Source organism: Pseudomonas sp. P2S-1, assembly GCF_057197725.1.
Genome location: NZ_CM170068.1, coordinates 2,165,075 through 2,179,162, shown reverse-complemented (window position 1 = coordinate 2,179,162; position 14,088 = coordinate 2,165,075). Strand labels below are relative to the sequence as shown.

Genomic DNA, 14,088 nt, shown 5'->3' with positions numbered 1-14,088 from the left:
GCGATGAGGCCATCAGCAACAACCCAGGTTGGCTGTCAGAGCAGAGAAAGTGGATAGCTCACGATCACCCGATGCTCATCGAACTCATTGCTGCTGAAATCCCGCCGCAAGGTCGAACTGCGCCACATCAGCGTCAGGTCGCGCAGCGCCCCGCTCTGGATCGTGTACGCCAGTTCGCTCTCGCGCCCCCATTCCTTGCCATCCTTCACGCTACCGACCTGCACCTGATCCCCACTGATATAGCGCGTCATGAACTGCAGCCCCGGCAACCCGTCCACCGCGAAATCATGGTCATAGCGCACCTGCCATGAGCGCTCATGGGCATTGTCATAGCTGGAGTTGTAGCTGTCGTTGGCCAGGCTGGTGCCCGCCGTACCATTGACCCGCATCCACCCGGTGTCGCCGCTGACCTTCTGCAGGCCCAGATAGAAAGTGTGCCCACCGGTGCGCGCCGAGAGCATTAGCGAGGCGGTGCGGTTGTCCATGTCGCCGGCCAGCGAGCGGCCGCTGTCCTTGCCGGTGAAGTAGCCGAGGTTGGCACCCAGGGTCCAGGTGCCCACGGCCTGGCGGTGGGTCAGGTTGTAGTACTGCTGCTGGTAGATGTCCTGCAGGTCCGAATGCCAGACGCCGACCAGGGTTGCCTTGTCGTTGAACAGGTACTCGCCACCGAGGATATCCAGGCGGTCCGAGGTAGCGCCGGGGCGGCCGGACATGAACATATCGTCCATGCTCGCGTCGTTGCGCGGGCTGTTGCCCCGGAAGCGCGCGCCGTAGAGGGTCAGGTCGGTGATCTCCCGGGAGGTGACCTGGGCGCCCTGGAAGGTCTGCGGCAGCGAGCGGCCATCGTCCGAGCGCAGCACCGGGAGCATGGGCGACCATTCGCCGACCTTCAGCTCGGTCGCGGAAAACCGTGCTTTCCCGGCGACCCCGAGACGCCCGAAATCATCCGCCGGACGCCCGTCGTCATGCACCGGCAGCAGTTGCGTGTTGGCCGTGCCACGCCCGCCGTCGAGCTTCAGCGAATACAGCCCCAGCACATCCACGCCGAAGCCCACCGTACCCTCGGTGAACCCCGAGCGGGCGTCGAGGATGAAACTCTGGGTCCATTCCTCGGCCTTGCCTTGCGGATACGCCGGATCGACGAAATTGCGGTTGATATAGAAGTTGCGCAGGGTCAGGCCGGCCTTGGCGTCTTCGACGAAACCGGCGGCCTGGGCAGCGCTGGCGCCGAACAGCAGGCAGGCGCAGGCCGCCGGGAGACGGCGTGGGGAGCAAAGGATATTCATTGTTGTTGTTCCTTTCTTGCGGGCGAGTGAAACCACGCAGCCGCCGCAGGCTGCGTGGGAAAAGGTGAAGGGTCAGGTCAGGCGAGCAGGGCGACGATGGCCGGTACGCTGAGCACGGCGGTGTAGTACCCCATGAATTGCACGCCGATATTGAAGCCGATGAAGCGCTGCAGGAAGCCGCCCAGCAGGCCGATGGTGAGGATCACCAGCAGGCCCAGCAGACCGCCTTCCCACAGGCCGATCACCAGGATCAGGCCGACGAAGGTGGCGATCACCGCCTCGTGGCTGATGCGCCGTGACACGAACGAGGCGGCGCGGTGGGCGAAGTTCATCGAGAACGGGTAGGCGATGAGGATGGCGATCACCACCGCGAGCATGCCGAAGGCCAGGAACTCACTGGCGCTGAGCAGGTTGTGCAGGTTGTTCACCTGGCCGGTGGCGCTGTCCACGGTAAAGCGTGGCGGGGCGTTGAACAGCGGCGCGGCCGGGCCGGCAGCCACCGGGCTGAGCGGCAGGCCGAAGGCGATCAGCGGGATCAGCGCCTCGGCGATATAGGTGGATTCGGTCACCCCGTTGCGCACGCTGATCACCGAGGTCAGGCGGTGATAGGCGTGCTTGATGCGCGCCCCGACCACTTCGCCGAGGATCACGGTCATCGCCACCGGGCTGAACACGAAGGTGGCGCTGGACACCGTGGCGGTGGCCAGGGTCCAGCCGGCCTGGCGGCGGTCGAGGACCTTCAGCGGGTTGGGGAACCAGCCGCCCCAACTCTTCACGTCCGGCGACAGCGAGAAGGTCCGTGGTTCGCTGCGCTTCATCCGCGCCCGCTCGGCCGGGGCGAGCATGGCGAACAGCGCGGCGATCAGCGGGCCGATGGCGATACCGAGGAAGTAGCTGACGCTGAGCTTGACCCCGTGCTGGCCGGTGAAGGTCTGCAGGGCGATGATCACCAGCACGAACGGCAGCAGCGCCAGCACCGAGGCCCAGCGACCGGCGGAAAAATACGCGATGGTCGTTGCCGCAGCGAGGAACACCCAGGGCGCCGCCTGCTTGATCCCGTCGCCGAACGGCGCCAGCAGCACGGCGAACAGCACCGCCAGCGGTACCGCCACCAATGCAGCGATCACCGCCCCGGAGATCATCTTGCGCAGGGCGATATGCGGCACGCCGAGGTTGCGCAGGAAGTTCGCCTCGCGCATCAGCGGCGTGGCCATGGTGTCGCCGGGGATGCCGAGCAGGGCGGTGGGTACGGCGTGGGTCATGTGCTTGGCCACGGCGCCGGCGAGGAAGAAGGTGAAAACCCCGGCGGCAGGAACGCCGAGCAGCACCACCAGCAGGGTCAGCGGGGCCAGGGTGGTGGTCTCGTCGCTGCCGGAGATCAGGCCGATGGCGGAAAACACCACGGCGCCGATCACGCCCATCAGGGCGGCGATCAGGATCTGGTCGAACAGGGCTTCCATCAGGCGGTACCTCCCTTCAGGGCTGGGGTGGTGGTGACGGTGCGGGTAGTGCTGGCGGGTTCGGCCTCATCGAACAGTTGCTCCAGGCCCAGTTCGCGCAGCTCGGCGCGGACTTCCGGCGGCAGATCGGAGAGTTGGCCGATGCCGCCGTATTCGCTGCGCAGCTCTTCGATCACCTGCTGGCGCCAGGCCGGGTCGGCGACGTGTTCCACCACATGGCGCTTGGGCTTGAACAGGCAGGCGCTGACGCCGCCGCCCAGCAGCGAGCCGAGGATCCCGAGAAGCATGGCGTAGGCGCGGGCCATCTGGCTGGATTCGACCCAGCCGGTCAGCAGGTGCTCGGCGAGGAAGAAGATGCCCAGGCTGCAGGCGGCGCCGATGGCGATTGAGGCGACCAGGTGGCGGCTGTCCACGGTGTCGCCCCAGACTTCGTAGAGGTTGTCGTCAGCCATGGTCCACCTCCGTGGGGCGGGGGTGCAGGCGGCATTCAAGTGTCATCGGAATTCTCCTGCCCTTGCGGGCTTGTTGTTTTTGTTCGGGAGCCAGGGTCGGGTTCAGCGGTGTTCTGCGCTCCCTGCCGCCAGGGCCAGGCCGGCGCGGGAGCGGTTGGCGACACCCAGCTCCGCGCTGATCCAGGTGCCGACCCGGGCCACTGCGTCCAGGTCCACGCCGGTCTCGAAGCCCATGCCGTGCAGCAGATAGAGCACATCCTCGGTCGCCACGTTGCCGCTGGCGCCGGGGGAGTAGGGACAGCCGCCGAGGCCGGCAACCGAGCTGTCGAAGGTGCGTACACCCTGTGACAGCGCGGCCTGGACATTGGCGATGGCCATGCCCCAGGTGTCATGGAAATGCCCGGCCAGGGCTTCGACCGGCACGTCACGGGCGCAGTGCTCGATCAGGCGGGCGGTCTCGTCCGGGCGGCCTGCGCCGATGGTGTCGCCCAGGCTGATCTCGTAGCAGCCCAGTGCATGCAACCGGCGCGCTACCGCTGCCACGGCTTCTGGCTCCACTGCACCGCTGAACGGGCAGCCGAGCACGCAGGATACATAGCCGCGCACCCGGACACCCGCCGCTTTGGCGGTTTGCAGCACCGGGGTGAAGCGCTCGAAGCTCTCGTCGATGGAGCAGTTGATGTTATTGCGCGAGAACGCCTCGGAGGCGGCGGCGAACACCGCCACCTCCCGGCAGCCAGCGCGCAGTGCGGCGTCGAGGCCCTGGCCGTTGGGCACCAGGGCTGCGTAGTTCACCCCGTCGTCCTGCGGCAGGCGCTGGAACACCGCCTCGCTATCAGCCATCTGCGGCACCCAGCGCGGCGACACGAAGGCGCCGCCCTCGATATGCCGCAGGCCGGTGGCGGCCAGTTTGCCGATCAGGGCCAGGCGGGTGTCCACTGACAGGTGCCGGGGTTCGTTCTGCAGGCCATCCCGCGGGCCGACCTCGAAGATCCTGACCTGCATGGTCATTCGCCGCGTTTCTGTTTCAGCAACTCGACGGCGCGGTCGGCGCGCACGTCGTGGTCCTGCACCAGCTGGCGGGCGACCCAGTCCACCTCGTCGCCACGGGCACCGGCCACTACGGCGATGTTGCGCGCGTGCAGGGCCATGTGGCCGCGCTGGATGCCTTCGGTGGCGAGGGCGCGCATCGCCCCGAGGTTCTGCGCCAGGCCCACGGCCACGGCGATCTCGGCCAGGTCCTGGGCAGTCTTGACCCCGAGGATGCGCAGCGACAGTTGCGCCAGCGGATGGGTCTTGGTCGCGCCGCCGACCAGGCCAACCGGCATCGGCATTTCCAGGGTGCCGACCAGATGGCCGTTGCCGTCCTTTTCCCAGGTGGTCAGCGAACCGTAGTGGCCGCTGCGGCAGGCGTAGGCGTGGGCACCCGCTTCGACGGCGCGCCAGTCGTTGCCGGTGGCGACGATCAGCGGGTCGATGCCGTTCATGATGCCTTTGTTATGGGTCGCGGCGCGGTAGGGATCGACGGCGGCGAAGGAGTAGGCATCGAGAATGCCCTCGATCACCGCTTCGCCGCTGAACTCGGCGGACTTCAGTTGCTCCGGGGTGATCCGCACCTGGGCCCGGGCCAGGCGCAGGTCGGCCAGGTTGGAGAGGATGCGCAGGCGCACCTTGCCGCCGGTGATCTCCTCCATCAGCGGCGCCACGGCCTCGGCCATGGTGTTGACGGTGTTGGCGCCCATGGCATCGCGCACATCGACGATCAGGTGGGCCACCAGCATCGGGCCGCGCGGGGTGTCGGCGAAGGTGTGCACCTCGATATCGCGGCAGCCGCCGCCGAGGCGGTTGAGCAACTGGTCCTTGCGGTTGGCCAGCTCGATGATCTCGTCCTTGCGCCGCAGCAGGCTCAGGCGCGCATTGAGCGGATCGGCGACACCGACGATCTGTACCTGGGCGCGCATCAGCGGGGCGCTGCTGGAGGTTACGAAACCGCCGTTGGCCCGGGCCAGCTTGGCCATGTAGGAGGCGGCGGCGACGATCGAGGGTTCTTCCACCACCAGCGGCACCAGCACATCGCGGCCATTGACCTGGAAATTGCTGGCCACGGCGAAGGGCAGTTCGAACTTGCCGATGACGTTTTCGATCATGCCGTTGGCGATCTCCATCGGCAGGGCGCCGGCGTCGGCCAGCAGGGCGACGTCATCGCCGCTCAGGCCGAGCAGGCGGCCGATATGGTCGAGACGGGCAGCGGGGGACAGGTTGCGGAAATCGGGCAGGCGGGAGTCGAGGCTCATGGGGGCTCCTGTGGAGTCATTGTTGTTGGGGCGACGGCTTGAGCGCGGCGCCGGCGTGGTGCTAAATGTGCAGCCACTGTGCCCTTGGATAAAGGTACAGTTTTGCCCAACAGTACCCAGACTGTACCCATGACAGCCCAGGAGCGTGCCGATGGTCCGTGTCACCCTTGCCCAGCAGGTCGCCGATTCGGTGGAGCAGCAGATCCGTGCCGGGGTGCTCAAGGCCGGCGACCGTCTGTCGTCGCTGCGCGAATACATGCGCCTGCACGGACACTCGAAGAACACCGTGATCACCGCCTACGAAATCCTCGCCTCCAAGGGGCTGGTGGAGGCGCGGCACGGGCAGGGCTTCTTCGTCGGCGTGCTGGTGCAGGCGGCGGAAGCGGACGAAACGCCGCCCTACACCCGGGCCATGGACACCATCTGGATGATGCGCCAGCAGTTCGTCCGCGAGCCGGGGGTGGCGCCGCTGGGCGAAGGTTTCGCACCGGTCTCATGGCTGCAGGACATGCGTCTGGACAAGTTCACCCGGCAGGTGATGCGCAGTGGTGCCGGCAACCTGTTCCGCTACGGCAACCGCCTGGGCAACCCGGCCTTGCGCCAGAGCCTGGTGCGCAAGCTGGCCAGTTATGCGATCAGCGCCACGCCGCGGCAGATCGTCACCACCCACGGCGCCAACCATGCGCTGGACCTGATCATCCGCCGCTTCGTGGTGCCGGGGGATGCGGTGCTGGTGGAGAACCCGGGTTACTACCCGTTGTTCGGCAAGTTGCAGATGCAGGGCGCGCGGATGCTCAGTGTCCCGCGCCTGCCTGACGGGCCGGACATGGATGCCCTCGAAGCGCTGTTGCAGCGGGAGCGGCCGCGGTTGTTCTTCGTCCAGTCGGTCTGCCACAACCCCACGGGTTCGGATATTTCCCCGGCCAAGGCCCATCGCCTGCTGCAACTGGCCGAGCGGCATGACCTGCTGCTGGTGGAGGACGATGCCCTGGCCGACTTCAAGCCCAGCTCCGCGCTCAAGGTCGCGGCGCTGGATCAGTTGCGGCGTTCGCTGTACATCGGCAGTTTTTCCAAGTCGGTGTCGGCGGCGTTGCGGGTGGGGTATATCGCCGGCAGCAAGGACATCATCGACGAGCTGGCGGATCTGCAGATGATGCTGCACACCAGTTGCTCGGAGCTGTGCGAGCGGACGGCGGATGTGATTCTTGGCGAAGGGCATTTCCTGCGGCATTTGATGCGGTTGCAGGATCGGGTGCGGGAGGCCACGGAAGGTGGGTTGCAGGTGCTGGATGAGCTGGGAGCGGAGGTGTTCTGCCGGCCGCAGCAGAGTCTGTATTTGTGGGCGCGGTTTCCGGGGATCGAGGACACGGCGCAGTTGACCCGGGAAGTGCAGGGCAGGGGGGTGATGCTGGCGCCGGGGGCGATTTTCCAGACGGATCAGAAGGGGGTGACGCCGTGGACGCGGTTGAATGTGGCGTATTTGCGGGAGGCGGTGTTTGCGGAGTGTATTCGGGGGCGGGGAGAGCAGGTCTGAAGTGCGACGCGGACCTTGTGGGAGCTGGCTTGCCAGCGATTGCAGTAGTGAATTCACCACCGCAATTCCGCAAATCCAGGATCGTCTATTCACAGGCATGAAAAAGCCCGCCGAAGCGGGCTTTTTCAATTCAGCACCTGGATCAGTCGTCCGAGCTCATGATGCCGAACAGTTGCAGCAGGCTGACGAACAGGTTGTAGATCGATACATACAGGCTGATGGTCGCCATGATGTAGTTGCGCTCGCCGCCGTGGATGATCTGGCTGGTCTGGAAGAGGATGCAGACCGACGAGAACAGTACGAAGCCGGCGCTGATCGCCAGTTGCAGGCCGCTGATCTGGAAGAAGAAGCTCGCGACCACCGCGCCCAGCAGGACGAAGAAGCCAGCGGTGATGAAGCCGCTGAGGAAGCTCATGTCCTTGCGGGTGATCAGCACGTAGGCCGACAGGCCACCGAAGACCAGCGCGGTCATGGCGAAGGCCGAGCTGATGACCTCGGCGCCACCGGCCATGCCCAGGTAGCGGTTGAGGATCGGGCCAAGCAGGAAGCCCATGAAGCCGGTCAGGGCGAAGGTGGAGACCAGGCCCCAGACCGAATCACGCAGCTTGGCGGTGAGGAAGAACAGACCGTAGAAACCGATCAGCACGACGAAGATGTTCGGGTAGCCGACGCGCATCTGCTGCGCGACATAGGCCATGACGGCGCTGAACGCCAGGGTCAGGGCCAGCAGGCCGTAGGTGTTGCGCAGGACCTTGCTGACTTCCTGCTGATCGGCCTGCAGGCCGTGGTGGACGGCATAATCCTGTTCGCGCATGGCGACACTCCTGTGGGGTTTGAAACGTTGAGTTGCAAAGATCATATCAGACCCTTGGAAAGCAGCCACGTAGAGAGTTTGACAGCGTGTTTCATTTCGGTATGATGGCGCCCGCATGACAAAGTGGAAGCGTGGCCGAGTGGTTTAAGGCAACGGTCTTGAAAACCGTCGATGGGCAACTATCCTAGAGTTCGAATCTCTACGCTTCCGCCACTAATTTTCATCAAAGCCCTGATTTTTCGGGGCTTTTTTGTGTTTAGACGCTTTGGTTCCCCCATCTGGTCCCCCATTGTTAGTACGGCTTCCCCAGGTCTACGGTGGATTGATAGTCCCGCGAACGACTTCGGAGCATGACGAAGCGTTTGGTGGTGGGCGAAGTTGACTCCAAGGGTTGTCCACGAGGTGCAAGAGGCAGCGTTCCGTGGCTCGGGCCATGTATTTGGTCCGCGATTTGCCCTTCCATCTGCGACATCTGGACCGCTGTTCTCGCCTTTACACCCAGCCCGTCAGCGTGCAGACCGAGCACAGCAGTATGCCCCTGGCAATGTGGCCGACGCACGTGGCAGCGTCCAACCATTGGGCTCAGTTGCGAGGACGAAACCCGCATCGCTATCGCTACTATGTTGGACGTTATAGTCTTTGAGCAGTCAGACAGCAGGTAAGTACTAATGCGGTCTGCTCTAAACAGTGAAATTAAGCAGGGGCAGGTCCGATTTTATGAAGCTCTATTTTATTTGTTTTTTTCTTGTCCTTTAGCTCTGTCTTTTGAGTCAGCTAGTGCGCCGCAGCTAAGAATGAGCTGTCGCCCATACGCCCGCGAAGCATCCCGGACTGATTTTTTGTTGACGGCGATGATCATATATGCCGTGTGGAATACTACAGCCGTGATTGCAATGATTAGCTTCTCGTCCAGGCGAGGGAGGGTATCAAAGTATGCGGGGCGAAAGTATAGGATATTGATGCAAAAGATAAAAACCAGAAAGTTGCATATTACGGCGACCGGCTTTAGGCCCAGCAGGTTTCTGCGGAATCCATAAGTTATATTTTCGTTGAAGAGCATCGAGAACTTGGCTGTGTCACGTGTGCGCTCGCGAAGCCACGCGTTCGCGGCTCGATAAAAATCATTTGCTTTAGTTGGGTTTTTTTGTTCTTCGGCTGCGGATGGGGCTTTTTGCTCGAGATGCTCAGCAATTAATTTTCGAAATCCCTTTTTGTAAGCTTCGGGGACGTCAGTATTATCTCTATGCCATTGTTCAGGAGTTTCTCCTGAACCTAGTTTTTTTTGTATGTTCTTACCTAGGTGTCGAGCCCAATCAGAAAATGCATAAACCAAAATCAAGCTCATTGCTGTGGCAATTGCTTGAGAAATGCCCAAGTGGTCCCATGGTATTATAATAAATAATAAGGTTAGTGTCGGCAGTCCGGCAATGATTGCTGGGAAAACTCTCGCTTTCAGGCTGTAGGTGTCAAAGTTTTTGAATAAGTCCATGTTCGGCTCTATTGTGTTGTGATTGCCTTGATTTTATTTGGTGCTCTAGCTTGTTTTAATGAGAAGCTGATGCAGCCTGTCAATCAGAATCCCAGCGCTCGTAAGCGCATTTATTAAGGTAAATCGAGCGGTAGCAATACAGTGCTCCGCCCACGTAGGCTATAGCGCCGCACATCAGGGGCACCTTTAAGGGTGCGTAGGGCTGAGGTAGCAAGTCCAGGGCCCTGGAGGCGATGGAATAGGTTGCAAAAACCAGAGGAGCCAGCAGGTAGAAAATAATGAGGATCGTGTAATCCCTTCTTGGCTCAGCTGCGGATGCTTCACTCATCTGCTCATGACTCCATGACAACTTTTTCAATACGGAGCATCACAATCTGCTGATGCTCACCCACTGTTTCGCCAGGCTTCACGTCCAAATTGAGCCTGCGCTTCAGGTAATACAGTTGAGGTTCACGGGCACGAAGGTAGGCTTCACCGTTCAACATCTGGTAGTCGTGCTCGATCGCTTTACGTTTTTCAGGCGGATAGCTCGGGTTTGGGCCGATGACCACGTCGACAAAGGTTTCCCACTCCACGTCCTGGGGCACCTTGGTGGGTGCCGTCTTCGACGCATGCAAAGCGGTGATGCGACCCAGTACGAAATCCTTGAATTTTTCGGATCGGAAGCAGTAAGCGCGGGTATGCCATCGGAAGCCGTCGTGTGCGAACGTCGTGGGAAAAATCGTGCGCAGCTCCGGAGAATCAAAATTGGTCATTGATCTGTAGTCGACCTCAACGGCTTCACCCATCTGGATCGCTCGGATCAGCTTGATCAGAATCTGCTGATCCACCTGTCTTGTGGGGGAGGGTAGGCTTGCAACGGGGGGCGCCCAGCCGATGAAACTGTCTGAAGGCGCGATATTCCCGATGCCGCGTTGCAGCAGCTCATTTAGATAATGCCCAGGATCAGGGTTCGTGAGCACGGGCTTGAAGTTGGGGCCGGCCACATACGCCTTAAGCGTACGATCGTAGGCCATATTTTCCGGAGCGAGCTCTTGGTAAGCCGAAAAATCCAGGGAAGCCTGTGGTACAGAAATTCCGAAAAAACCGGTCAGGTCGGAACGATTTAGCCTGCCCTCCCAGAGCAGTCGAAAGTCAATGAATTCGAGGCGGCGTTCCTGGCCCCAGCGACCTGTGCGAGTAGCGGTAGCAGTCATGGAAGATCAGCCTGACGATTGGTGGGTATAAAAAATATTCGCATAAAATCTAGACGGGTTGAATTTCTATACGTATCTTATCCCACCTGAAGCGTTTCTCATAGTTGGCGCAATGCCCGGGGAGGGATAAATGGCTGCCAAGGTGACTTTTTTTCAAGTAGGTACCGGTGACATGACGTTGATCCGGCTCGCCGACACGTCTGTGACCACCATTTTGATCGACTCGCGTATCCGCCAGGCAGCGGACAACCCCAACGATGACACCCCTGATGTGGGTAGGGCGCTGAGGGAGCGGCTGCAGTGGGATGCCAAGGGCCGCCCATTCGTTAACGCCTTGCTGCTGACCCATCCTGACCAGGATCACTGCGGAGGCTTGAGCAAGCACTTCTGGCTTGGTCACCCCGATGATTATCCCGACGACGATCTGGATCGTTGGGAGAAGCGAATTTTCATCCGCGAGCTTTGGTCGTCGGCTCTGGTGTTCCGTCGCCGATCGGACAATCATCCTCTGTGCGACGATGCCATCGCCTTCAATGCTGAAGCGCGGCGTCGTGTAAAGCACTGGCGTACCTATGGCTGGGCTGGTCATGGCAATCGCATTCGCATCATGGGCGAGGACATCAAGAAGAAGACGGACGACCTGGGGCCAATCCTGGTTAAAGCAGGAGAGAAATTCAGCACTATTGCGGGTGAAGACGTCTCGCCTTACTTCACCTCGCACTTGCTTGCACCGGCTCCACACGAGGATGACGAAGAGCTCGAAAGAGAGCTCTCTAAAAACGAGTCGAGCGTCATCATGAATATGCAGATCTCGCCGTCCGCCTATTCGCAAACCAAAACCAAGTTTCTCATTGGCGGTGACGCTGAGGTGTTGATTTGGGAGCGCATGTGGGGTCATTACGAGTCCACCCCCGAGGTGCTCGAATATGATCTGCTCCTGGCTCCGCACCACTGCTCCTGGCACACGCTTTCTTGGGATAGCTGGTCGGGTAAGGGCAAGAACGCCAAGGTTAGTTGGGATGCCCGCCAAGCCTTGAGCCAGGCGCGCAATGGCGCAACGATCGTTTCCAGCAGCGATGAGATTCTCGACGATGACTGCGATCCGCCCTGTATTCGGGCAAAGCGGGAATATCAGGACATCCTGGAGGATGTGGATGGCTGGTTCTCCTGCACGGGGGATCTTGGTGACAAGGCCTGCATGGACTTCGAGGCTCGCTCGGATGGTAAGGTCAAGCTGCTGACCGCTGCAGCAGCACTTGCCGGAGCGGTACCGAGCTCCGTGGCGGCATCGATTCCTCCGCGTGCAGGCAAATGCGAATGATCGATTTCTACGAACTCGGTGAGGCGTGGGCCGGGTCAGGGGAGGATCACCTCTATCCCCAGACCCAGGCACTGCTCAATGCGTTACGGGCTTGTCCCTACACCGATGTTCGAGAAATAAGGAAAGACCAGCCGGGGAAGAGAAACAGCGAATACATCGTCATCGATGCCGGGGACGGTACAGTTGATTCGGGTAATCCCGCCGGAATCAGGCGACTCGAGCGATTGGCGGTCGGTGTAAACCCCGCTTTCCGTGTGCAGGTGGTGGTGTACACGCTGCGCAAAGACTTCCCTGTGCTGTCGCACCAACATCCACCATCCCCAGGCGGAGCTAGGGTGCTCTGTCTGTACGACAGTACTTGGTCGACGGTAGAGCGCACTTGGACGCCGGAGCGCTTCATCGCTCGGATGTTCTGGTGGTTGAGGGAGTCTGCACTGTTGAAGCTGCACCGGGATGATCAGCCGCTGGAGCAGCTTTTTTACATGAGCCCTTATCAACTCATCTTGCCATCCAACTATGTCGATTACGCGAAGTCAGACAGCAACACGTTGACCATCTGCAAAGTGGATGTAGGTGATTCGATCATCTTGAGGGCAGATCCCACTCAGCCAGGCGACCAGTCGAAAGTAGTTAGGATGGTCTCAGTGGTAGTTGATCCTGTGGGATCGCCAACGTTGGCTGGGTATCCGGAGACCTTGGGTGATCTGCACGATCAACTTGTGTCGTGGGGCAGCGACCTCTATGAGTCACTTTACGCGACTGTTTATGACGCCGTAGAAGGCGGCGTTTCTGCTGCGCCTGCCCAGGGCCAGGGTATCCTCATCACTGTCTGGATTCCCCGTGTCCGCGAGGGTGAGGCTGAACGCTTTGACGTAGCAGGGTACATGCTGAACGTCTCCTTGTTCGACCTCGCAACGGCCCTTGAGATGTTGGGGCCGCCCGATTCAAAAGGATTGAGTCACCGTACCGTACTCATTGGTGGAGCTACGGGCACTTCCTGGCGATTCATTCCTCTTTGGTCGGTAGAGGTTCGTTCGGCCCTTACGGCCAAAGCTGCTCGTGACCTGTCAGGCACCCCTGAGGAGAGAAGCGACATTCAGGGCGTCCTGGCCGGGGTAGGGGCTTTGGGTAGTGTGTTGGCTGATCTATGGGTTCGCCAAGGCTGGGGGCGTTGGACGTTCATCGATCCTGATCGAGTGCTTCCTCACAACCTGTGCCGCCATGTGGCGTTTGACTCATTAGTTGGTCTGCCAAAGGTCAACGTCGTGCGAGATATAGCAGTAGCGACCTATCCAAATTGGGATCCGCCCAAGGCCATCGCCAAAGGCATACTCGATGATGCCGAGGAAATCACTTCGTCATTGAGCGCTGCGGAAATCGTGGTGGATGTTACGACCACGTTAGAGGTACCACGTGAGCTCGCCCGCAGGGCGGCAGCGCCCAGGACGGTGAGCTTGTTCGTGACACCTTCAGGGCTCTCAAGTGTGATGATCCTGGAAGATCAGGACAGGCTTCAGCGAATCGATGGTCTGGAGGGGCAGTACTACCGAGCGATACTGGAAAATGATTGGGGTCATGAGCATTTGGCCCAACATCTGGGGGATCGTTGGGTCGGTGGCGGCTGCCGAGACATATCGGTGAGAATGTCTGGTGAGTCGATCCATGGTCATGCCGGGATCCTTTCTAAACAGCTTCGGCAGTCGGTGGCCAAAGCGAAGGCGAGGATTTGCATCTGGGAGTCAGATGAGGGGTCCGGTTCGGTCATAGCTCATGAGGTCGAACTCGCGCAAGTGCATACGGTGGAGTCAGCAGGTTGGACAGTGAAGTACGACGAGCTTCTGGTTCAGAATTTGTACTCCGCTCGTGAGAAAGCCCTGCCTAATGAAACGGGCGGTGCGATTCTCGGCGTCACCGATATAAAGACCAAGACCATCGTCATTGTTGATGTGCTGCCTACCCCTCCGGATAGTGAGGCCAGCCCGAGCCACTTCATTCGTGGTAAAGAAGGTCAGGCAGAGGCACTGGAGGTGGTGCATAAGCGAACGGCTGGTATGGTGGATTACGTGGGCGAATGGCATTCCCACCCAGATGGGTGTCCGGCACTTCCAAGTGAGGACGACAAAAATCTGCTTGCAAATCTACATCACAGAATGAGCCTCGAAGGGCTCCCCGCGCTAATGCTGATCGTTGCTAAGCAGCAAACCTTTTTTGAAGTGAAATTCACAAAATAACGATCTCGAGG

12 protein-coding genes and 1 tRNA gene are annotated in these 14,088 nt (G+C 60.7%); 4 read left to right on the top strand and 9 right to left on the bottom strand.

Annotated features, from left to right (window positions below; translation table 11 throughout):
- Positions 1–35: 35 nt before the first annotated feature.
- The 5 genes from AC2CQI_RS09595 to AC2CQI_RS09575 all read right to left on the bottom strand — a co-directional run bounded on the left by AC2CQI_RS09595 (position 36) and on the right by AC2CQI_RS09575 (position 5,492).
- Positions 36–1,286: an OprD family porin gene (locus AC2CQI_RS09595; protein WP_484580006.1), complete on the bottom strand. Its 1,251-nt coding sequence runs from the start codon at positions 1,284–1,286 to the stop codon at positions 36–38.
- Positions 1,287–1,363: 77 nt separating this feature from the next.
- Complete coding sequence (locus AC2CQI_RS09590; protein WP_484580005.1) at positions 1,364–2,746, bottom strand: tripartite tricarboxylate transporter permease; 1,383 nt, start codon at positions 2,744–2,746, stop codon at positions 1,364–1,366.
- Positions 2,746–3,198, bottom strand: a complete 453-nt coding sequence (locus tag AC2CQI_RS09585; RefSeq protein ID WP_484580004.1) for a hypothetical protein — start codon at positions 3,196–3,198, stop codon at positions 2,746–2,748. Before AC2CQI_RS09585 ends, AC2CQI_RS09590 begins: the two co-directional genes overlap by 1 nt.
- Before the next feature lie 102 nt (positions 3,199–3,300).
- Positions 3,301–4,209: a hydroxymethylglutaryl-CoA lyase gene (locus AC2CQI_RS09580; protein WP_484580003.1), complete on the bottom strand. Its 909-nt coding sequence runs from the start codon at positions 4,207–4,209 to the stop codon at positions 3,301–3,303.
- On the bottom strand, positions 4,206–5,492 hold the full coding sequence (locus AC2CQI_RS09575; protein ID WP_075804027.1) for a hydroxymethylglutaryl-CoA reductase, degradative: 1,287 nt from the start codon (positions 5,490–5,492) through the stop codon (positions 4,206–4,208). The genes AC2CQI_RS09580 and AC2CQI_RS09575 overlap by 4 nt, the downstream gene beginning before the upstream one ends.
- 151 nt (positions 5,493–5,643) lie before the next feature.
- On the opposite strand from AC2CQI_RS09575, the gene AC2CQI_RS09570 reads away from it, so the two are divergent.
- Positions 5,644–7,026 carry an aminotransferase-like domain-containing protein gene (locus AC2CQI_RS09570; RefSeq protein WP_484580002.1) on the top strand — a complete coding sequence of 461 codons (1,383 nt, stop codon included), beginning with the start codon at positions 5,644–5,646 and terminating at the stop codon, positions 7,024–7,026.
- A 142-nt stretch (positions 7,027–7,168) separates the two neighbouring features.
- Here AC2CQI_RS09570 and AC2CQI_RS09565 read toward each other — a convergent pair whose 3' ends face one another.
- Positions 7,169–7,840 (bottom strand): Bax inhibitor-1/YccA family protein, encoded by a 672-nt coding sequence (locus AC2CQI_RS09565; RefSeq protein WP_075804094.1) that lies wholly within the window; start codon positions 7,838–7,840, stop codon positions 7,169–7,171.
- Between the two features lie 125 nt (positions 7,841–7,965).
- On the opposite strand from AC2CQI_RS09565, the gene AC2CQI_RS09560 reads away from it, so the two are divergent.
- Positions 7,966–8,053: transfer RNA gene (locus tag AC2CQI_RS09560), tRNA-Ser, on the top strand.
- Between the two features lie 517 nt (positions 8,054–8,570).
- Here the strand turns inward: AC2CQI_RS09560 and AC2CQI_RS09555 are convergent.
- From AC2CQI_RS09555 to AC2CQI_RS09545, 3 genes are all read right to left on the bottom strand, one after another.
- On the bottom strand, positions 8,571–9,329 hold the full coding sequence (locus AC2CQI_RS09555) for a hypothetical protein (protein ID WP_484580001.1): 759 nt from the start codon (positions 9,327–9,329) through the stop codon (positions 8,571–8,573).
- A gap of 79 nt (positions 9,330–9,408) precedes the next feature.
- Positions 9,409–9,657: a hypothetical protein gene (locus AC2CQI_RS09550; RefSeq protein WP_484580000.1), complete on the bottom strand. Its 249-nt coding sequence runs from the start codon at positions 9,655–9,657 to the stop codon at positions 9,409–9,411.
- Positions 9,658–9,661: 4 nt separating this feature from the next.
- Positions 9,662–10,525 (bottom strand): BrxR family helix-turn-helix transcriptional regulator, encoded by an 864-nt coding sequence (locus tag AC2CQI_RS09545; protein ID WP_484579999.1) that lies wholly within the window; start codon positions 10,523–10,525, stop codon positions 9,662–9,664.
- Between the two features lie 130 nt (positions 10,526–10,655).
- Here AC2CQI_RS09545 and mblB point away from each other — a divergent pair, with 130 nt between their 5' ends.
- Positions 10,656–11,846: an anti-phage 6A-MBL system MBL-fold protein gene (gene mblB / locus AC2CQI_RS09540; protein ID WP_484579998.1), complete on the top strand. Its 1,191-nt coding sequence runs from the start codon at positions 10,656–10,658 to the stop codon at positions 11,844–11,846.
- The gene (gene cap2-3, locus AC2CQI_RS09535; RefSeq protein WP_484579997.1) at positions 11,843–14,077 is read left to right on the top strand and encodes an anti-phage 6A-MBL system cap2_3 protein; all 2,235 of its coding nucleotides are present in this window, start codon (positions 11,843–11,845) and stop codon (positions 14,075–14,077) included. Before mblB ends, cap2-3 begins: the two co-directional genes overlap by 4 nt.
- Positions 14,078–14,088 lie beyond the last annotated feature (11 nt).